General features: G+C 71.2%; 19 protein-coding genes and 1 pseudogene. 14 read left to right on the top strand and 6 right to left on the bottom strand.

Annotation, left to right across the window (positions count from 1 at the left end; all coding sequences use genetic code 11):
• The 3 genes from HUX53_RS07730 to HUX53_RS07720 form a co-directional block, all read right to left on the bottom strand.
• The coding region (locus tag HUX53_RS07730) for a hypothetical protein (RefSeq protein ID WP_176402467.1) at nt 1-210 on the bottom strand (210 nt) is incomplete at its 3' end.
• Between the two features lie 125 nt (nt 211-335).
• On the bottom strand, nt 336-902 hold the full coding sequence (locus HUX53_RS07725; protein ID WP_217919186.1) for a hypothetical protein: 567 nt from the start codon (nt 900-902) through the stop codon (nt 336-338).
• 95 nt (nt 903-997) lie between these two features.
• On the bottom strand, nt 998-1,531 hold the full coding sequence (locus HUX53_RS07720; RefSeq protein WP_176402466.1) for a hypothetical protein: 534 nt from the start codon (nt 1,529-1,531) through the stop codon (nt 998-1,000).
• Nucleotides 1,532-1,800: 269 nt separating this feature from the next.
• On the opposite strand from HUX53_RS07720, the gene HUX53_RS07715 reads away from it, so the two are divergent.
• From HUX53_RS07715 to HUX53_RS07655, 13 genes and pseudogenes are all read left to right on the top strand, one after another.
• Entirely contained in the window at nt 1,801-3,042 is a 1,242-nt protein-coding gene (locus HUX53_RS07715; protein ID WP_176402465.1) for a sensor histidine kinase, read from the top strand.
• Nucleotides 3,030-3,677 carry a response regulator transcription factor gene (locus HUX53_RS07710; protein WP_176402464.1) on the top strand — a complete coding sequence of 216 codons (648 nt, stop codon included), beginning with the start codon at nt 3,030-3,032 and terminating at the stop codon, nt 3,675-3,677. Before HUX53_RS07715 ends, HUX53_RS07710 begins: the two co-directional genes overlap by 13 nt.
• Nucleotides 3,674-4,474 carry a DUF4097 family beta strand repeat-containing protein gene (locus tag HUX53_RS07705; RefSeq protein WP_176402463.1) on the top strand — a complete coding sequence of 267 codons (801 nt, stop codon included), beginning with the start codon at nt 3,674-3,676 and terminating at the stop codon, nt 4,472-4,474. Before HUX53_RS07710 ends, HUX53_RS07705 begins: the two co-directional genes overlap by 4 nt.
• Nucleotides 4,475-4,980: 506 nt before the next feature.
• Entirely contained in the window at nt 4,981-5,961 is a 981-nt protein-coding gene (locus HUX53_RS07700) for an ATP-binding cassette domain-containing protein (protein ID WP_309237104.1), read from the top strand.
• Nucleotides 5,958-6,614, top strand: a complete 657-nt coding sequence (locus tag HUX53_RS07695; protein ID WP_176402462.1) for a methionine ABC transporter permease — start codon at nt 5,958-5,960, stop codon at nt 6,612-6,614. Before HUX53_RS07700 ends, HUX53_RS07695 begins: the two co-directional genes overlap by 4 nt.
• A 20-nt stretch (nt 6,615-6,634) precedes the next feature.
• Nucleotides 6,635-7,450 (top strand): MetQ/NlpA family ABC transporter substrate-binding protein, encoded by an 816-nt coding sequence (locus HUX53_RS07690; protein WP_176402461.1) that lies wholly within the window; start codon nt 6,635-6,637, stop codon nt 7,448-7,450.
• An 88-nt stretch (nt 7,451-7,538) separates the two neighbouring features.
• A complete protein-coding gene (locus tag HUX53_RS07685; RefSeq protein ID WP_176402460.1) occupies nt 7,539-8,495 on the top strand; it encodes an STM4015 family protein in 957 nt (318 codons plus the stop codon).
• A 272-nt stretch (nt 8,496-8,767) separates the two neighbouring features.
• Nucleotides 8,768-9,076 (top strand): annotated as a pseudogene (locus HUX53_RS39935) (hypothetical protein); the annotation flags it as partial.
• A complete protein-coding gene (locus HUX53_RS07675; RefSeq protein WP_176402459.1) occupies nt 9,073-10,152 on the top strand; it encodes an STM4014 family protein in 1,080 nt (359 codons plus the stop codon). The pseudogene HUX53_RS39935 and the gene HUX53_RS07675, both read left to right, overlap by 4 nt.
• An 11-nt stretch (nt 10,153-10,163) precedes the next feature.
• Nucleotides 10,164-10,955 (top strand): STM4013/SEN3800 family hydrolase, encoded by a 792-nt coding sequence (locus tag HUX53_RS07670; protein ID WP_176402458.1) that lies wholly within the window; start codon nt 10,164-10,166, stop codon nt 10,953-10,955.
• Nucleotides 10,952-12,232: an STM4012 family radical SAM protein gene (locus tag HUX53_RS07665; protein WP_309237103.1), complete on the top strand. Its 1,281-nt coding sequence runs from the start codon at nt 10,952-10,954 to the stop codon at nt 12,230-12,232. Before HUX53_RS07670 ends, HUX53_RS07665 begins: the two co-directional genes overlap by 4 nt.
• Complete coding sequence (locus tag HUX53_RS07660) at nt 12,232-13,125, top strand: STM4011 family radical SAM protein (RefSeq protein ID WP_176402457.1); 894 nt, start codon at nt 12,232-12,234, stop codon at nt 13,123-13,125. Before HUX53_RS07665 ends, HUX53_RS07660 begins: the two co-directional genes overlap by 1 nt.
• Before the next feature lie 157 nt (nt 13,126-13,282).
• The gene (locus tag HUX53_RS07655; protein ID WP_176402456.1) at nt 13,283-13,669 is read left to right on the top strand and encodes an ATP-binding protein; all 387 of its coding nucleotides are present in this window, start codon (nt 13,283-13,285) and stop codon (nt 13,667-13,669) included.
• A 53-nt stretch (nt 13,670-13,722) separates the two neighbouring features.
• Here HUX53_RS07655 and HUX53_RS07650 read toward each other — a convergent pair whose 3' ends face one another.
• The 3 genes from HUX53_RS07650 to HUX53_RS07640 are packed head-to-tail and all read right to left on the bottom strand — an operon-like array spanning nt 13,723 to nt 16,575.
• Complete coding sequence (locus tag HUX53_RS07650) at nt 13,723-14,868, bottom strand: DUF6745 domain-containing protein (protein ID WP_176402455.1); 1,146 nt, start codon at nt 14,866-14,868, stop codon at nt 13,723-13,725.
• A 10-nt stretch (nt 14,869-14,878) separates the two neighbouring features.
• The gene (locus HUX53_RS07645) at nt 14,879-15,205 is read right to left on the bottom strand and encodes a hypothetical protein (RefSeq protein ID WP_176402454.1); all 327 of its coding nucleotides are present in this window, start codon (nt 15,203-15,205) and stop codon (nt 14,879-14,881) included.
• 41 nt (nt 15,206-15,246) lie between these two features.
• On the bottom strand, nt 15,247-16,575 hold the full coding sequence (locus HUX53_RS07640) for a threonine/serine exporter ThrE family protein (RefSeq protein ID WP_176402453.1): 1,329 nt from the start codon (nt 16,573-16,575) through the stop codon (nt 15,247-15,249).
• Nucleotides 16,576-16,768: 193 nt separating this feature from the next.
• Here HUX53_RS07640 and HUX53_RS07635 point away from each other — a divergent pair, with 193 nt between their 5' ends.
• Complete coding sequence (locus HUX53_RS07635; protein ID WP_176402452.1) at nt 16,769-18,862, top strand: ATP-dependent DNA helicase RecQ; 2,094 nt, start codon at nt 16,769-16,771, stop codon at nt 18,860-18,862.
• Nucleotides 18,863-18,960 lie beyond the last annotated feature (98 nt).

Here is an 18,960-nt window from a genome sequence, read left to right as displayed (position 1 = left end):
TCCCTCGTCCTGGACATCGGCTGCGGGGAGGGCGGCGCTGAGGGCGCCCTCCCCGCAGCCGATGTCCAGGACGAGGGACGCGCCGGCGTTCAGCAGCTTCGAGGCGACATGGTCGTGCAGGCTCCGCGCCCCGATCAGGTACTTCCTGGTGACTCTGCCGGCGAGACGGAAGCGCTCCGGGCCCGAGTCGTAGTCGGGTGTGAGGGCCATGCTTAAAGGCATGCCCGGAGAGCCGCCAGGAAAAGCGTGTCAGGCGGTGGCGCGGTGGCAGGCCCACAAACGCGCCGAAATCGAGGCCGAGCGCGCCCGGTTGCGCCGCGTGGTCTTGCCGCTGATCAGCTCTGCGGACGTGCCGGTACGGCCGGACGGTCGAGGTCCATGGCGTCCAGCACGGAGCCGTCGGCGGCGAGGGCCTCCACGACCGGGCCGCGGCGCGCGCCCCACACCACGACGACGTGCCCGTGCTCGGGGACGTCCAGGATCCGGTTGCCGACCCTGACCCGAGCCACCTCGACCGAGACCCGCAGCCGCGCCTCGTGCACGAACTTGGCGCCCCACGGCAGCAGCCGGTTGGAGTTGCGGACGGTCCGGCCCGACCCGTACTTCAGCAGGTGGCGCCCCATCTCCCCGGACGAGCGGCGCATCAGGGGGTCGGCGGGCGCCGATCCGCCGGCGCCGCCCAGCTCCCGCCACTCGCCGTCGCGGCGATGGAACGTCCAGCCCTCGATGAACGCCGACGCGTCGCTCCACTGGTGCAGGAACGTGACAACGGCGACGTCGCCGTCCATGTCGAGCCCGAGCGGAAGGAAGTCCCGTCCAGCGTCGAAGGCGGCGGGGGCGGGGACGGGCAGGCCGTCCCGGAGGAGCCTCATGCACTCCTCGTGCACCTCGTGGTCGTTCATGATCGGGACCTCTGGATCGTGCAGGCAGGACAAAGGGCCCTCTCGCGAGAGGGCCCTCACGTGGCACTCACTCTAGAGGTCCGGCTCGTCTGGTTTCACCCATCTGCCGCACTCCCTTCCACGCTTTGCCGATCACCGTTCACCGGAACGTCGATCATGGCTCCACGCTGCGTGAACGACCGCGCGGCAAGGGCCGCGCAGAGCGCCGCCAGCGGCAGTTCCAGCCCGGCCGCGACCATGATCGCCGACGTCCGGGCGGGGCCGGGCGTGGCGGTCATCACGTCGAACCACGCGTCCACCGCCAGGAGGGTTCCCGCGACGGCGGCGCACAGCCCGTACCTGGGGTCGCGGCGGAGGAGCAGCGCGCCCGTCCCGAGGAGGGCGGCGGCCTCCATCGCGTCCAGTCCCACCCAGGCCGCCGACCAGTTCGACACCGTGGTCGTGGACGGCATCGTGGCGGTGAGCACCCACATCCACGGCACCAGCGCCGCCGCGCCGGCGACCAGCCCCCACCCGACCCACCGCCTCTCGGTCGCCCGCCGCGCGGCGGAGACCAGGCTCCCGCGAGGGCCGAACGGACCCCGGCACTCCAAGTACCGCCGGGCGATGTCTTTCTCTCGCGAAAGCACCGCAACGAACGCTTCGGACGACGCCCCTGCCGTTCGTGCGGCGCGGCGGCGCACGGAGGGCGGTCGCGGTCGGACGGCGGTGGTGACCATGAGGGCTCCTGCGGAAGGTGACTGGTGCGCATCCGCTCTCCGGATGCATGATCAAGCTTCGCCGCGGCTCCCAGCGAGGTCAGTAGTGTCGCTATCCGACTCGGGGTGGCACCAGGTTCACCCTCGGACCTCCGGCCAGATTCATGGTGCCGGACGAACTGCGCCAATACGGTTGCTTCATGGCATCCATCGCCGTGGCCCACCCGCCGTGGTCGGCCGCGGCGTGGCGCGACACCGTGTTCGTGGCCTCCGGTGTGCCGCTGCAGGCGGCGGGGTGGCTGATCTTGGGCGCGTCCTGGACGGTCTGGACGCCGGTGGACGTGACGCCGGTCCTCGTCCTGGCCGGCGCGTCGATCGTCCTGCTGCTGCTCGCGCTGCGTCCGCTGACGTCCTGGCAGCGGGAGCGGTGCTGGGCCATGCTCGGCCTGGACATTTTACGCATGCCGGACCTCGACGACGGTCGTCCGTGGGATCCGCTCCGCAACCTCCGCTCGCCCGACCTGTGGCGCGTGCTCCAGTACCACCTGGTCGTGGGGCCGCTCCTCGCGATCGGCGGCCTGATCGTGATCATGATGTGGGCGGCCGGGGCCGTCCTCGCCGCCTCCGGGTTATATGTGTGGGCGCTGCCGGCCGGGGCTCCGATCGGCGGTCCAGCACATGTCGCCGCGCTCACCGTGGTAGGCGTCCTGCTCCTGGTGGCGGCGCCGTGGGCGGCGGCGGGTGTCCGCGCGCTGGACGCCTGTGCCGCCGCCGCGCTGCTCGGCCCCGACCGCGCGAAGGAGTTGGAGCGGCGTGTCGAGGATCTGGCCGAGAAGCGCGCCAGCGTGGTGGACGCCGCCGACATCGAGCGCCGCCGCATCGAACGCGACCTGCACGACGGGGCGCAGCAGCGGCTCGTCTCCCTCGCGCTGAACCTCGGGCTGGCCCGCGAGACGCTCACCGGCGTCCCGGACGAGGCCATGCAGGTGATCGTCGAGGCGCACGAGGAGGCCAAGGAGGCGCTGGCGGAACTGCGCACGCTGGTCCGCGGCCTGCACCCGGCCGTGCTGGAGGACCGCGGCCTGGACGCCGCGCTGTCCGGCGTCGCCGCCCGGGTGCCGCTGCCCGTCCGGCTCACGGTCGAGGTAGAACCGCGTGCTTCGTCCACCGTCGAGGCCGTCGCGTACTTCGTGGTGTCCGAGGCGCTGACCAACGTGGTGCGACATGCGAAAGCGGACGAGGTGGACATCGCGGTCGTCCGTCGCGGTGACGCGCTGCGCGTGACCGTCCGCGACGACGGCGTGGGCGGCGCCGACCCGTCCGGCGGGACGGGGCTGACCGGGCTCGCGCGCCGCGTCCGGTCCGTGGACGGTACGTTCCGGATCACCAGCCCCGCCGGGGGCCCGACGACCGTCACCGTGGAGCTGCCGTGCGCGTTGTGATCGCCGAGGACTCGGTGCTGCTGCGGGCCGGGCTGATCAAGCTGCTGGAGACCTCCGGATTCGAGGTCGCGGCGGCCGTCGGCGAGGCGGAGGGGCTGCTCGCCGCCGTGCGCGAGCACCGGCCCGACGCGGCGATCGTGGACGTCCGGATGCCGCCCGGTTTCGCCGACGAGGGCGTCCGCGCGGCGCTGGTCATGCGGCTGGAGGCACCCGAGATCGCCGTCCTGCTGCTGTCGCAGTACGTCGAGGAGCGGTACGCGGCCGACCTGCTCTCGGCCGGCACCAGCGGCATCGGCTACCTGCTCAAGGACCGCGTCGCGGACGTCTCGGTCTTCCTGGACGCGCTGCGCCGCGTCGCGTCCGGCGGCACCGCGCTGGACCCCGAGGTCGTCTCGCAGCTCCTGCTGCGCCGGCACCGCGGCCCGCTCGACCGGCTCACCCCGCGCGAGCGGGAGGTCCTGGCGCTGATGGCGGAGGGCCGCTCCAACGCCGGGATCGCCGCGGCGCTGGTGGTGAGCGAGAGCGCGGTGGCCAAGCACATCAACAACATCTTCGCCAAGCTCGACCTGCCGAACGCCGAGGGCGACCACCGCCGCGTCCTCGCCGTGCTCCGGTTCCTGGACGGCGAGACATGACCGCCGCTGCCCCAGACCGGCCCCGGCGGCGAGGCGTCTGGATCGCGCTGGCGGTCGTGACCGCGCTGGTCGTCGTGACGCCCGCCCTGCTGAAGGCGTCCGGACGGGCTCTCCGGCAGACCGCGTCGTCCGTCACGCCCTACCACCACGCGATCAAGGAACTGCGGCTCGACCTGGACGGCGCCGACGTCTCGGTCGGCCCCGGACAGGACGGCGAGGCGCGCGTCTACAAGGACCTCCGGTGGGGGCTGAGCAAGCCCGACGTCACCGAGTCGCTGACCGGCGATGTCCTGATCGTCACGTTCCGCTGCCCGGGGACGGACGTGCTCGGCGGCGACTGCGGCGCCGACATCGACGTCCAGGTACCGGCGGGAACGCGCGTCTCGGCGGTGTCCGGATCCGGAGAGATCAACATCCGGGGGCTGGCCGGCGACCTCGATCTGCGCACCGGCACGGGTGGGATCGGCGTCGCCGACGCGCGCGGGCGGCTGCGGCTGCGGGCCCGGTCCGGCGCGATCACCGCGACAGGGCTGCGGTCGCCGGACACGCGGGCGCGGGTGTCGTCCGGCTCCCTCGACCTCCGCTACGCCGAGCCACCGGACATCGTCGAGGCGTCGACAGGGTCGGGGACGGCGAAGATCATCGTGCCGCCGGGGTCGCGCTACGCCGTCCACGCCGGGACGGGGTCGGGCTCCACCCACCTGAACCAGGCCGTCATAGACCCTCACTCGTCCCGGTCGATCTCCGTCCACAGCGGCTCCGGCACCACCTACGTCGACTACCGCGACGAAACGTAAGCCAAGGGAACCGGCGACGCCACTTCGCCCTGCGCCGCGCGGCATGGACGCCCGCATGAAACCCGGCGTGGTGCGGCTCACGGCGATTGACATCACACTGGGCGGAGTTGCAGTCACTGGCGTGAAGCCGGTTAACTGCTGACATGTCCTCCGTACGTCTGTGCCGTGAGCACCGCCCGCCGATGGCGCGGGCCATGCGGCGTACGTGTTGCCGGCGAATGTGTGACCGCTGAGGGCCCCTGCTGCCTGAGCCTCGCGCCCCGAAGCGAGCCGTCCACGACGTCCCCGAGTCGCACATGCCTTTCGAACGCCATCTGCTGGGCCACGCTCCCTTTCCGCCCGGCGTCTCCTGAGCCCCGGCGCGCATCGCGCCGCATGCCGTCGTCCTGACCGTTGCCGCTCGTCCGGCGCCCCCTGCCTGCCTGGGATATTTCCTGTGATTCAGATCGAAAAACTTCGAAAAAGCTACCGCGACCGCGGCCGAGAGGTGGTCGCCCGTCGACGGGGTGGATCTGACCGTCGCCGAGGGTGAGGTCTTCGGCGTGCTCGGGCGCAGCGGCGCCGGCAAGAGCACCCTGCTGCGTTGCGTCAACCTGCTGGAACGTCCCGACGAGGGCCGCGTTGTGGTCGATGGGCAGGACCTGCTCGCGCTGCGCGGCGGGGGCCTGCGCCGGGTGCGCCAGGGCATCGGCATGATCCACCAGCACTTCGGCCTGCTCGGCAGCCGGACGGTCGCCGGGAACGTCGCGTTCCCGCTGGAGGTCATGGGCGTCCCGCGCGCCGAGCGGGCGCGGCGCGTCGCCGAACTGCTGGAGCTGGTGGGACTCGCCGAGCACGCCCGGGTATATCCGGCGCAGATCTCGGGCGGGCAGAAGCAGCGCGTCGGCATCGCCCGCGCCCTCGCCGGACGTCCGAAGGTGCTCCTGTCGGACGAGGCGACGTCCGCGCTCGACCCGGAGACGACCGCGTCGATCCTGGAGCTGCTGCGCGACCTCAACCGGCGGCTCGGCCTCACGATCCTGCTGATCACCCACGAGATGGACGTGGTGAAGCGCATCTGCGACTCGGCCGCGGTCATGCGGGACGGCCGCCTCACCGAGTCGGGCCCGGTGACGCGCCTGCTCGCGCGCCCCGGCTCGGAGCTGGCGCGGGACCTGTTCCCGCTGCCGCCCGCCGAACCCCGCGCCGGAACGACCCTCATCGAGGTCACCTTCACCGGCGGCGCCACCGACGAGCCGTTCGTGTCGGCGCTCGCCCGCAAGTACTCGCTGGACGTGAACATCCTCGGCGGCGCCGTGGAGACGGTCGCCGGCGAGCGCGTCGGCCGCCTCCAGCTCGAACTCCCCGGCGACCCCGACACCAACGCCGCGCAGCTGGCCTTCCTCCGCGACTCCGGCCTGACCGTCGACGTCAGAACCCCCGCCGCCACAGCCAACCCCACCGAGACGAACCCCGCCGACGCCGCGAGCCGGGAGGATGCGCGATGACCTGGGACGAAGTCGCCCCGCTGCTGTGGCCGGCCACCGTGGACACCCTCTACATGACCGGTGTGGCCACGCTGTTCACCGTCGTCCTCGGGCTGCCGCTCGGCGTGCTGCTGGTGGTCACCGAGCGGGGCGGGCTGCTGCCCGCGCCGCCGGTGAACCGGGCGCTCGGCGTCGTCGTCGACATCGGCCGTTCGCTGCCGTTTCTGATCCTGATGGTGGCGATCATCCCGTTCACCCGGGTGGTCGTCGGCACCAGCATCGGCAACGCCGCCGCGATCGTCCCGCTGACGATCGGCGCCATCCCGTTCTACGCGCGGCTCGTCGAGATCTCGCTGCGCGAGGTCGACCCGGGCGTGGTCGCCGCGGCGGACGCGATCGGCGCCACCCGCCGGGAGATCGTCGGCAAGGTCATGCTGCGCGAGGCGCGGCCGGGCCTGGTGTCCGGGCTGACCGTCACCGTCATCGCGCTGATCGGCTACACGGCCATGGCGGGGACGGTCGGCGGCGGCGGGCTCGGCAACCTCGCCGTCGTCTACGGCTACGAGCGGTTCGAGACCAGGGTCATGGTCGCCACCGTCGCGCTGCTCGTCGTCCTCGTCCTGCTCATCCAGGCCGCGGGGGACCTCGTCGCCCGCCGCCTGACCCATCGGTAACCCACAGAAAGGCACTTGTCGTGCTTCGCAAGATCACTGTCGCGCTGGCCTCCGTCGGTCTCCTCGTGGGCCTGACCGCCTGCGGCTCGTCGGAGGCGTCGGACGATCCGGACGCCCCGCTGAAGGTCGCGGTCAACCCCGTCCCGCATGGCGACATCCTGGCCTACGTCAAGGACAATCTGGCCGCGCAGGCCGGGCTCGAGATCGACATCGTGACGTTCAGCGACTACCAGCAGCCGAACACGGCGCTGAAGGAGAAGCAGGTCACGGCCAACTACTTCCAGCACGTGCCGTTCATGGAGGAGTTCGAGAAGCAGTCCGGGACGAAGCTGACGTTCGTCGCGCCCGTCCACCTGGAGCCGCTCGGCGTCTACTCGAAGAAGGTGAAGAGCCTTCAGGACGTCCCGCGGGGCGCGGAGGTCGCGGTCCCGAACGACCCGGCCAACGAGGGGCGCGCGCTGAAGCTGCTCGCCGCCAACGGCCTGCTCACCCTGAAGCCGGACGCGCCGGTCACCGCGACCGAGCGGGACATCGCGGGCAACCCGAAGGGGCTGACGTTCAAGCCGGTCAAGGCGGCACAACTGCCGAGGTCGCTGGACGACGTGGACCTGTCGGTCATCAACGGCAACTACGCCATCGAGGCCGGGCTGGCGCCGAACAAGGACGCGCTCGCCGCCGAGAAGGCCGAGGGCAACCCGTACGCCAACGGCATCGTCACGCTGCCGGAGAACAAGGACGACCCGCGCGTGCGGAAGCTCGTCCAGCTGCTGCAGGGGCCGGAGGTGAAGAAGTTCGTCGAGGACGAGTACAAGGGGTCCGTGCTGATCGCGTCCTGACATGCCGGACGCCCTCCGGAGGGAAACCGGCGCGGTTTGTCCGTCCGTCCTGATAGGACATGTGCCGACGAACTCGCGAAGGGGACCCATGGGCGTTTATCAGCACCTTGAGGAATATGTCGGCCTGCCGGTGGCCACGTTCAACGAGGACACCCGGCCGTCCGGGGAGGGCGGCGACCCGGCCGCCGGTGAGGACTTCCCGCCGGCGGGCGAGGCCGCCTGGTTCGTCGGGACGTCCTTCGACGAGGAGGACTTCGCCGACGTCTTCGCCCGGTTCCTGCGGACCGTCGACACCGCCGAGGTCACGGCGCTGATCATCGGCTACTGGGGCGCGGAGTACGACAGCGGCGCCGGCGACCCGGTGGGGCTGCTCACCGCGGCCGCCGCGTCGTTCCCCAAGCTCAGGGCGCTGTTCCTCGGCGACATCACCGGCGAGGAGTCGGAGATCTCCTGGATCGAGCACTCCGACATCACGCCGCTGTTCGCCGCGTTCCCGGGCCTGGAGCGGTTCGAGGTGCGGGGTTCGCAGGGCCTCGTCCTCGATCCGGTCAAGAGCGAGCGGCTCACGGTGCTGCGGTTCGAGTCGGGCGGGCTGCCGGCGCGGGTCGTCCGGTCCGTGGGGGCGAGCGAACTGCCGAACCTGGAGCACCTCGACCTGTGGCTGGGCGAGGACAACTACGGCGGCGACGCGACGGTCGCCGACCTCGCGCCGTTCCTCGGCGGCGAGCGGCTGCCCGCGCTGCGCCACCTCGGCCTGGAGGACAGCGAGATCCAGGACGAGATCGCGGCGGCGGTCGCGGGCGCGCCCGTGGTGGCGCGGCTGGAGTCGCTCAGCCTGGCGATGGGCATCCTCACCGACCAGGGCGCCGAGGCGCTGCTCGCCGGGCAGCCGCTCACCCACCTGCGCAAACTCGACCTGCACCACCACTTCCTGTCGGACGCGATGGTGGCGCGGGTGAAGGCGGCGCTGCCCGGCGTCGAGGTCGACCTGGACGAGCAGGAGAAGCCGGACGGCGACTGGCACTACATCGCGGTATCGGAATGATCCAGGAACGGCTCTCGACGTTCGCCGACCTCCCCGTCCACACCTTCGACGGGGAGCCGGACGGGCCGCTCCCCGCCCCGGACGAGGCGGCGTGGGGGATCTACCACCGCGTCCACGACAACGGCGTGTGGGGAGCCGAGGTCCCCGAGAACTTCGACCGCTTCCTCCGGGAGGTCGACACGACGCGGGTCACGCATCTCGTCATCGGCTTCTGGGGGTTCGACTGCGAGGAGTTCGACCCGGTGGGACGGCTGGTGGAGGCCGCCGCCCACGACCGGATCGCCGAGGCCGTGGCGGACGCGCCCGTCGTCGCACGGCTGGAGTCGCTGAGCCTCGCCCTCGGCACGCTCACCGACGCGGGCGCGGAGGCGCTGCTGTCCGGCCGTCCGCTCGGCCACCTCGCCGAGCTCGACCTGCACCACCACTACCTGACCGAGGAGATGGGTACGCGGGTGCGGGAGGCTTTGCCGGGCGTCCGGGTGAATCTGGACGATCCGCAGGGCCGGCCCGAATGGCTGAAGCCCGAGTGGCGCCGGCTCGAATTCGACATCAGCTGCTCCTACATCGCGGTCGCCGAATGAGCCTTGTCGTGGTGGGGACGCCCGGTGACCGGCGTCCCGCGCTGTTCGCGGCGGCGTGCCGGTCCGCCGGGCTGCCCGAACCGCGTCTCGTTCCATGGACGGACGTGCTGCGTGGCGTCCCCCTGGACGTGCGTGCGGGTGACGTTGTGCGCATCGATTCGCCGGGCGAGGACCGCGAGGCCGACGCGCTGCTGCGCGGCCCTGGCGAACCGTCCCGCGTGGGCGGCGGTGCGCCCTGGTATCGGACGTTCACGACGGCGCTGCGGCGGCTGTCGGGCTCGGCGGCCTCGGCCGGGGCGCGGGTTCTCGGCGATGTCGAGGAGATCGCGGTCATGTTCGACAAGCGGCTGACGCATGCGCGTCTGCAGGCCGCCGGCGTCCCGGTCCCGGCCGCGCTGCCGGACATCGACGGCTATGCGGCGCTTCGATCCCGGATGGACGAGGCAGGGGAGCGGCGGGTGTTCGTCAAGCCCGCGCACGGCTCGTCCGCGTCCGGCGTGGTCGCCCTGCAGACCGCGCCGGGCCGAGTAAGGGCTGTGACCTCGGCGTTCATGGCGGGGGACCGGTTGGTCAACTCGCTGCGCGTGCGCTCCTACGGGACCGAGGAGGAGGTCGCGGCGCTGATCGACATGCTCGCGCCGGACGGCCTGCACGTGGAGCGGTGGCTGCCCAAGGCCACGCTCGACGGCCGCGTCTTCGACCTGCGGGTCGTCGTCATCGGTGGCGAACCCACGCACGCGGTCGTCCGGACGAGCCGCACACCCATGACCAACCTGCATCTGGGCGGTGCCAGGGGAGACCTTGGGGCCGTGCAGCGCGCGCTTGGTGAGGACGGGTGGCGGCGAGCGCTCGACGTGTGCGCGCGGGCCGCATCCTGTTTTCCCGGCAGCCCAATGGTCGGCGTCGACCTGCTCGTAGGGGCGGGCTTGAGGCGGTTCTCCGTCTGCGAGGTGAACGCATTCGGTGATTTGCTCCCAGGGCTGACCGGCCTGCCAGGAGGGGCTGCCGAGGGACTCGACACGTACGCGGCCCAGGTCGCCCTACTTCAGCAGCCGACGGCGGGGGCTACGGCGTGACGGGACGCGACATGAACACCGTCGTGGGCAGTCACGATCTGCTGCTGGTAACGCTCGACACGCTGCGCTACGACGTGGCCGCCGAAATGGCCGCGTCCGGGGAGACGCCTACGCTCGCCGGGTTGCTGCCAGGGGGCCGCTGGGAGCGCCGCCACACGCCGGGCAGCTTCACCTATGCGGCGCATGCCGCGATGCTGGCCGGGTTCATGCCGACGCCCGCGTCCCCTGGGCCGCACCCACGTCTCTTTGCCGGAGCGTTCCCGGGAAGCGAGACGACCGCGTCCCATACATGGACGTTCGATGCCGCCGACCTGCCGTCCGGACTTGCCGCCGCCGGGTACCACACCGTCTGCGTGGGCGGCGTGGGGTTCTTCAACAAGCTGACGCCACTCGGGTCGGCGCTGCCGTCACTGTTCGCCGAAAGCCACTGGGAACGTGAGTTCGGCGTCACCGACCCCGAGGCGCTGCCCAACCAGATCGACCGCGTCGCAGAGATCCTGGGACGGCTGCCCGACGACCGGCGCCTGTTCCTGCTGTTGAACGTCGCGTCCCTGCACCAGCCCAACTGGTTCTACCTGCCCGGTGCCACGAAGGCGGACGGGGACACGCGCGCCAGTCACGCCGCAGCCCTCCGCCATATCGACGCCCACATCGGCCGACTGTTCGCGCTGATGCGCCGTCCGTGCTTCGTCATCGTCTGTTCCGACCATGGGACGGCCTACGGCGAGGACGGCCACACCGGGCACCGCATCGGCCACGAGGTCGTCTGGACCGTTCCGTACGGGGAGTTCATCCTGCCGTGAAGCCTTACCAGGGATACGTGTACGCGTACCCGCACAAGACCGCCTACCGTCCGTTGAACCCTGCGCCTTCGCTGCGCGACGTATGGGCGGGGGAGTCGATTGATTCGCTCTTCCTCTACCTCCACGTCCCCTTCTGCGAGATGCGTTGCGGTTTCTGCAACCTCTTCACCCGCACTGGCGCGCCCGAAGAACTGACCAGTGCCTACCTGGACGCGCTCGACCGGCAGGCGACCGCCGTACTGGACGCCCTGGACGCTCCCGTCTTCGCCACGGCGGCCTTCGGCGGCGGCACACCGACCTACCTCACCGCGTCCGAACTGGAACGACTGTGCGACATTGCCGGACGGTTCCAGGGCTTCGGCTCGATTCCGCTCGGCGTGGAGACATCGCCGGCCACCGCCACCACCGACCGGCTGACCGTCCTCGCCGAACGCGGAACGACCCGGATATCCATCGGCGTGCAGAGCTTTCTGGACGACGAGGCTCGCGCGGCCGTCCGTCCACAGAAACGCGCCGAAGTGGAGGCCGCGCTAGACCGCATCCGGGCCATGGGCTTCCCGACCCTCAACATCGACCTCATCTACGGCATCGACGGCCAGACGCCCGCGACATGGCTGCACTCCCTGGACGCCGCCCTCACGTGGCGCCCAGAGGAGATCTACCTGTATCCCCTCTACGTCCGTCCGCTGACCGGCCTGGGACGCCGTACCCAAGACTGGGACGACCAGCGCCTCACCCTCTACAGAATCGGCCGTGACCACCTTCTGGCCGAAGGCTACGAACAGGTGTCGATGCGGATGTTCCGCCTACCCGGAGACACCGCCAACGGCACGGAGTACTGCTGCCAGACCGACGGCATGGTCGGCCTGGGCTGCGGAGCCCGTTCCTACACATCCCGCTTGCACTACTCGTTCGAGTACGCGGTCGGCGCAAGCCAGGTGCGCTCCATCATCGACTCCTACGTGAACGAAACCGACCTCACGACCGCCCGGGTGGGCTTCGCCTTGGAGGAAGACGAACAACGCCGCCGCCACCTACTCCAATCACTTCTTCAGACAACAGGCCTCGACCGGAACACCTACAGCGCGCGCTTTGGAACAGACCCACTTGACGACTTCACCACCGCCCTCGCACCATTCGAGGCTCGTGACTGGCTGGAAGCGTCCGACACAATCCTCCGCCTGACTCCGGAGGGCCTCGCCTACTCCGACGCCATCGGACCCGCCCTCTTCTCGTCCCGCGCCCAGTCCCTCATGGACTCCTACGAGGCGCGTTGATGGACCACCTCACGATCCTCTACCGAGGACCATTGGCGAGCTGCGACTACGACTGCCCGTACTGCCCCTTCGCCAAGCGCCGCGATACACCGACCCAACTCCGCGCCGACCGCGCCGCGCTCCAACGCTTCACAGACTGGGTCGCGGCCTGCGAGCATCCGATCTCCGTACTGTTCACCCCATGGGGCGAAGGGCTGGTGCGCTCCTGGTACAGGCAAGCCCTCACCACCCTGAGCCACCTTCCGCACGTCGAACGGGTCGCGATCCAGACCAACCTCAGCCACCGCGTCTCCTGGACGGCCGACGCCGACCTCACACGGCTCGCGCTGTGGGCGACGTACCACCCCGGCCAGGTCCCGTACGAACGGTTCCTGGGCAAATGCCGCGACCTGGCGACACGCGGCGTCCGATTCAGCGTCGGGATCGTCGGCCAGCCCGACCACCTCGACGCCGCCCGCCGCCTCCGCGCCGACCTGCCCGCAGGCACGTACCTGTGGGTCAACGCCGCCGAAGGACGCGTCTACGACGACGCCGAAGCCGCCGCCTGGACCGAGATCGACCCGCTCTTCCCCCTCAGCCGCCGCCCCCACGCCAGCCGCGGACTCCCGTGCAAGACCGGTGAGACAGTGGTGTCCGTGGACGGCGACGGCACAGTACGCCGCTGCCACTTCGTCCCGTCCATCCTGGGCAACCTCTACGACGGCACGTTCCGTGACGCCCTGACCCCGCGCCCGTGCCCCCTGAACACGTGCGACTGCCACATCGGCTACGTCCACCTGGAGCCCTTGGCCCTCTACAACACCTTCACCAACGGCGTCCTAGAACGAATCCCAACCTTCTCCGCCCTAACCGCAGCGAGAGCTATCGGAGTTGGGGGCGCGGCAGGGGCGTGACCGAGGGTGGTCAGCCGGCCGGGTTTCGTGATGCGGCAGGTGACGGGATTTCGGCGGGGCGGGCGGCGGGAGTCGGACCGGGCAGTCGGGCCGGACGCCGTGCAGGACGGGCGCTGAGGGCGCATGCTTGCGTTAGCCGGCGAACTTAGGCGGTGCCGTGGACCACCGACATCGGCCCCATTTCGTCCTCGCGCTGGAGCCAGTGGAGGGCGCGGTGCGCGCTGCCCGCGACACGGTCCGGGCGGCGCTGGAGGGGTGGAACCGTCGGGACGTCCACGGTGACCTGGAGCTGATCACCAGCGAGCTCGTCACGAACGCGATCCGGCACGCGAACTCCATCACGCTCGTCCTCTACCTGCCCGATGACAAGACCGTGATGGTGGAGGTGTGGGACGACAATCCGCAGGGACCGTCCGCGCCCATCCTCGACTTACAGGCGGAGGACGGCCGGGGCCTCCTGCTCGTCGGCGCGCTCTCCAACTCGTGGGGGTGGCGCTCCACCGCCGAAGGCAAGGTCACCTGGGCGCAGGCCGCCGCGCCGTGACAGCGGGCGTCCCTTGGTGACTGGGGAAGTGCGACCAAGGGACACCCGCAGGCTCAGGTCTGTTTTTCGGGGTGGTAGTCGGCCTCGTCCACACCGAACGTCCAGGCGACGCCCGCGCGCGCTGTGCGGGTGCCGGGCGGGACGCGCAGATAGTAGGTGCGATGCGTCCCGTCGGGTTCGGGCGTGGAATTGACCACTTCGACCATGACCACGGATTCGTCGCCGGGCAGGTCGATCGACCACAGGACGCCCGTCTCGTCCCGGTGCAGGGGACGGGCGCCCGTTTCGGCCAGGTAGCGGTCGTATCCGAAGATCTCCAGCATCACCCGGCGTAGTTCGGCGTTCTCCTCGGACGAGATGCGGTCCGGTGTCAGGTCGGTCAGCGAAGACACGAAATCGCGCGGGATCGGCATGCCGCGCCAGGCGTGCAAGGCGAAACCGTCCGGATAGGCGAGGGCGGGCCCATCGCCCCGGTGCAGCCGTCCCGGCTCGTCCCGATGCAGTTCGCTGGGACGTTCGGACAGGATCACCAGCCGCTCGTAGGGCCACCACCAGCCGGCCGAGCGGGCGACCTCCGCGAGGCCGGCGAGCGGGCCGTCCAGCCGTCCGAGCGACTCGAACAGCGCAAGCCACGGCGCGTCGTGCTGGCCCAGGACGGCGTCGAGCGCGGCTGCACGCAGCAGGGACGCGACCCGTTCCTGTGCCGGCAGCGGGTTCCCTTCCGCGCGCGAGCGGGCATGGGCCTGCTCCCCGGTGGCGGCGCGAACCCGCGTAACCAGCGACTGGACCTGGTTCCAGAGCAGGCCCCCGGTGTCGGCCCACGTGCGCGGCCACTGCTCCGGCCCCTGTTCGGAGCAGGCCGCCGCACGTTCAGCCTCCCAGGGCCGGGTCCGCACGTCCGCGAGGACGCTCCCGCCCGCGGCTCCCTCACCCAGGTCGGCCCGGGCCTGTTCGAGCAGGTCGTCCAGGCCGGCCGTCTGCAAGGCCTCGCCGTGCCCCGCCAGGACGGCCGCCGCGACGGCGCCGCGCGCGGGGGAGGGCACCCATATGTACCGTTCGGGGGCGTCCAAGCCTGCGGCGGCGTAGGCGGCGGCCACGCCGGCCTCGGCCCGGGCGCGGTCGGCGGGACCGGTGCCGAATGCCGCCGACTGCCAGTCGCCGACCACGTAATGGGTCTCGCGTACCGTTCCGGTGAGCATCCCGATCCCCTCAGTCGGCCACGACGCGGACGGCGCCGGGCACGTACTCGCGCTGGCGGATCACCCGGTACCACCCCTTGGGGAGCGTGATCGCCGCGTGCTCCTCGTGCACCAGCCGCCCGCCGGACGGCAGGTGCAGATGGTCCGGGGCGAGCGGATCGGGGACGCGCAGCAGCGAGCCGGGCGCGGCCAGCGCGTGCGCGTGCCCGGTGGCCTCCCCGAGCGCCAGCACCATGCGGCCGCGGCCGTCGCGCGGGGACGGCGGCAGGTCGCGGACGGCCTGCGGGACCGCCTCGTCCGGCACGGGCAGGATCAGGATGTCTCCCTGTCGGTACATGCCGCGAACGTAACCTCCGCCACCGACAAAATGCGGGGATGTCAGAAGCCGCGCGTGCGGCGGGCCGCCGGACGGGCCCACCGTCCGGACGCGCCGAGACCGACCCGCTGGAACGCCCGGACGAGTTCGCCACCGAGGTTCACGCCGGCGCCCAACGCGAGCGCCACGGAAACCGCCCCAATAAGGCTCAGTACGCCCGTGTTCGGTGAGCCGGTGTTGAGTTCGACCATGCCCCGGTAGAGCGCCGTCCCGGGCAGAAGCGGACCGATGGCAGGGACGACGTACGGCATCACGGGCTGCTGGTGTCTTCGGGCCAGCCAGTTCGCCGCAGTACCGACGATGGTGGCCGCCACTGCCGCAGCGAGCACAGGCGGAACGTTCCACCCGCGCACGAGGACGTACAGCACCCAGATCAACGCCCCGCCCAGGGCCGCGGCCACAAGGACGTCCTTAGGCGCGGCGAGGGAAACCGCGAATGTCACCGAGATCGCTGCGGCGGCTATGACCGCGACAGGTCTCAGCTCCGCCGCCGGTGTGGGCAGATGCTTGACGTCGATGGGCACGCCCATGCTGACCGCGAAGTAGACGACCGCGCCGAGCCCCGCGACGATCGCCGCGATCATGAAGAAGACCTCCAGCACCCGGGCCCCGGCGCTCACCAGGTCGCCGGTGATGCCGTCCTGGATGCTGGCGACCAGCGGACGTCCCGGCAGCAGCGCCAGGATCGCCCCGGTGACGATGGTGGAGGCGTGTCCCGGGTCGCCGATGGCCACGACCAGGGCCGCGGCACCGGCACCGATCGCGGCGGCCACCGTCAGCTGGAAGAACTCCGCGATACCGCGCCGCGCCAGGGCGGCGGCGGTACGGTCGCCGAGCAGCGTCGCGATGAACGCGGTGGTCGCCACGAGCGGTCCACCACCGGACAGCACACTGCCCGATGCGGCGATGAGCCCCAGCGACACGGCCAGGAGCCAAGCCGGATACGGTGCGCGGCCCGTTTTGATGTCCCTGAGCCGCTTGTGGGCCTCGTCCAGCTCCAGCATGCCGATGGACGCGTCCTGGACGAGCTGGTGCAGCGCGGTAAGCCGCCAGTAGGCCGGGGTACGGCGGCGGATGGCCCGCGTCCCCGTCATGGGTGGCGCGCCCTTACCGGGATGGGCCGAGACCAGAAGGCTCGTCAGCGTGACCTGTACTTCACAGCGGGGAAGCTCATACGCGACGGCCAGGCTGAGCATCGCCTCGTTGACGCGCTCAGTGGTCTCGCCGCTGGCCAGCAGCAGTTCGCCTACGCGCAGCACGAGATCGACCGCCCGAGGGTCGACGATCTCGCTGGGTTCCTCTTCGGGCGGTTCCGGGGGAGACCCGTCCATCAGGACCTGCCATGTCCGCCGCAAGCGTTCGGCCGCGCGCATTCGCCTGCTCGTGCCCCTCCCCGCCTTGTCATCGATCTTGAAGGCAGGCTACCCAGGGCCCGCGCGCTCCAACTCCGCGGCTCCCCACCTGGCTTATCCACAGAACGCGATTCTGGTGCGGGGCCTTCCGCGGCGCTGGTACCAAGGACGCATGAGCACTCCAGAGCAGCTCCGGGACGATGCCGAGCGGTGCCTGCGCGCCCTCGCCGGCGACCACGCCCGGCTCCGCGACGACCAGTGGACGGCGATCCGCGCGCTCGTCGTCGAGCGGCGCCGGGCCCTGGTCGTGCAGCGCACCGGCTGGGGCAAGTCCGCCGTCTACTTCGTGGCGACCCGGCTGCTCCGCGAGCGCGGCGCCGGCCCCACCGTGATCGTCTCGCCGCTGCTGGCGCTGATGCGCAACCAGATCGAGGCCGCCGACCGGGCCGGCATCCACGCCCGCACGATCAACTCGTCCAACACCGGCGACTGGGACCAGATCTTCGCCGAGGTCGAGCAGGGCGCGGTGGACGTCCTGCTGGTGAGCCCCGAACGGCTCAACAACCCCGACTTCCGCGACCTCGTCCTGCCCAAGCTCGCCGCCGGCGCCGGGCTGGTCGTCGTCGACGAGGCCCACTGCATCTCCGACTGGGGCCACGACTTCCGGCCCGACTACCGGCGGCTGCGCACCCTGCTCGCCGAACTCCCGCCCGGCATCCCGGTGCTCGCCACCACCGCGACCGCCAACGCCCGCGTCACCCAGGACGTCGCCGAGCAGCTCGCCGGTGACGACGCCCTCGTCCTGCGCGGCCCGCTCGAACGCGAGTCGCTGCACCTCGCCGTCGTCACGCTCCCCACCGCCGAGCAGCGCATCGCCTGGCTGGAGGAGCACCTCGCCGACCTGCCGGGCTCCGGCATCATCTACACCCTCACCGTCGCCGCCGCCCACGAGATCACCGGCCACCTGCGCGACCGGGGCCACGAGGTCGCCGCCTACTCCGGCCAGACCGAGCAGGCCGAACGCCTCCAAGCCGAGCAGGACCTCCAGGACAACAAGCTCAAGGCCCTCGTCGCCACCAGCGCCCTCGGCATGGGCTTCGACAAATCCGACCTCGGCTTCATCGTCCACGTCGGCGCCCCGCAGTCGCCCGTCGCCTACTACCAGCAGATCGGACGCGCCGGCCGCGGCGTCGACCGCGCCGAGGTCATCCTGCTGCCGGGCCGCGAAGACCGCGACATCTGGGCCTACTTCGCGAGCCTCGCCTTCCCCCCAGAGCAAACCGTCCGCACCACCCTGGAGGTCCTCGGAACAGCCGACCGCCCGCTCTCCACCGGCGCCCTCGAACCCATGGTCGACCTGGGCCGGGCCCGCCTCGAAATGATGCTCAAGGTCCTCGACGTGGACGGCGCGGCCCGCCGCGTCAAGGGCGGCTGGACGTCCACCGGCGACCCCTGGACCTACGACCGCGAACGCTACGAGCGCGTCACCGCCGAACGCCGCCGCGAACAGCAGGCGATGCTCGACTACATCGCAACTCAATCCTGCCGCGAGGAGTACCTACGCCACCAGTTGGACGATCCTGCCGCCGCCCCCTGCGGCCGCTGCGACAACTGCACGGGCCGCCACTGGCCCGCCGATGTCACCCAGGAGAGCACGACCCGCGCCCGCGACCGCCTGCATCGCCCCGGCGTCGACATCGCCCCCCGCCGAATGTGGCCCACGGGCGTCAAGGACGACCTCGGCGTCTCCGGCCGGATCAAACCCGACCTCCAGGCCGAGACGGGCCGGGCCCTCGGCCGCCTCACCGACATCGGCTGGGGCAACCGCCCCCGCGACCTGTTCGCCGCCCCCGACACCGACGTCCCCGCCGACCTGGTGGACGCCGTCGTCAAGGTCCTCGCCGCCTGGGACTGGCCCGCCCGCCCCACCGGCGTCGTCACGATCGGCTCCCGCTCCCGCCCCCGCCTGGTCACGACCTTCGGCCGGCGCATAGCCGAGATCGGCCGCCTGACCTACCTGGGCGAACTGACCCCTGTCGGCGACCCCGTCCCGCGCCGCCACAACAGCGCCCAGCGCCTCCGCTCCGTCTGGCACACCCTGACCGTCCCCGACGACCTGACCACCGCCCTCGCCGACAACCCGGGCCCCGTCCTCCTGGTAGACGACCGACTGGAAACCGGCTGGACCATGACAGTAGCCACCCGCCTCCTAAAACAGTCAGGCGCCAAAACAATCCTCCCCCTAACCCTGGCAACCCCCAACTGACAAGAAGGGGTCGCGCGGGCAGGCCAACATCGCCATGCGACGACGTGGCGTGACTCCAACTTTCACCCACTGCCAACACCCTGTCTCTTATACCCATC

It is taken from the genome of Actinomadura sp. BRA 177 (assembly GCF_013372625.1).
Classification (GTDB): domain Bacteria; phylum Actinomycetota; class Actinomycetes; order Streptosporangiales; family Streptosporangiaceae; genus Spirillospora.
The sequence above is the reverse complement of the archived record's forward strand: the minus strand, read 5'-3'. Positions and strand labels throughout refer to the sequence as shown.

Coding starts and splice junctions, on each gene's coding strand:
- HUX53_RS07675 (WP_176402459.1), top strand. CDS start 9,073: ATGAGCCTTGTCGTGGTGGGGACGCCCGGTGACCGGCGTCCCGCGCTG.
- HUX53_RS07705 (WP_176402463.1), top strand. CDS start 3,674: ATGACCGCCGCTGCCCCAGACCGGCCCCGGCGGCGAGGCGTCTGGATC.
- HUX53_RS07645 (WP_176402454.1), bottom strand. CDS start 15,205: ATGTACCGACAGGGAGACATCCTGATCCTGCCCGTGCCGGACGAGGCG.
- HUX53_RS07650 (WP_176402455.1), bottom strand. CDS start 14,868: ATGCTCACCGGAACGGTACGCGAGACCCATTACGTGGTCGGCGACTGG.
- HUX53_RS07685 (WP_176402460.1), top strand. CDS start 7,539: ATGGGCGTTTATCAGCACCTTGAGGAATATGTCGGCCTGCCGGTGGCC.
- HUX53_RS07660 (WP_176402457.1), top strand. CDS start 12,232: ATGGACCACCTCACGATCCTCTACCGAGGACCATTGGCGAGCTGCGAC.
- HUX53_RS07670 (WP_176402458.1), top strand. CDS start 10,164: ATGAACACCGTCGTGGGCAGTCACGATCTGCTGCTGGTAACGCTCGAC.
- HUX53_RS07725 (WP_217919186.1), bottom strand. CDS start 902: ATGAACGACCACGAGGTGCACGAGGAGTGCATGAGGCTCCTCCGGGAC.
- HUX53_RS07640 (WP_176402453.1), bottom strand. CDS start 16,575: ATGGACGGGTCTCCCCCGGAACCGCCCGAAGAGGAACCCAGCGAGATC.
- HUX53_RS07695 (WP_176402462.1), top strand. CDS start 5,958: ATGACCTGGGACGAAGTCGCCCCGCTGCTGTGGCCGGCCACCGTGGAC.
- HUX53_RS07715 (WP_176402465.1), top strand. CDS start 1,801: ATGGCATCCATCGCCGTGGCCCACCCGCCGTGGTCGGCCGCGGCGTGG.
- HUX53_RS07635 (WP_176402452.1), top strand. CDS start 16,769: ATGAGCACTCCAGAGCAGCTCCGGGACGATGCCGAGCGGTGCCTGCGC.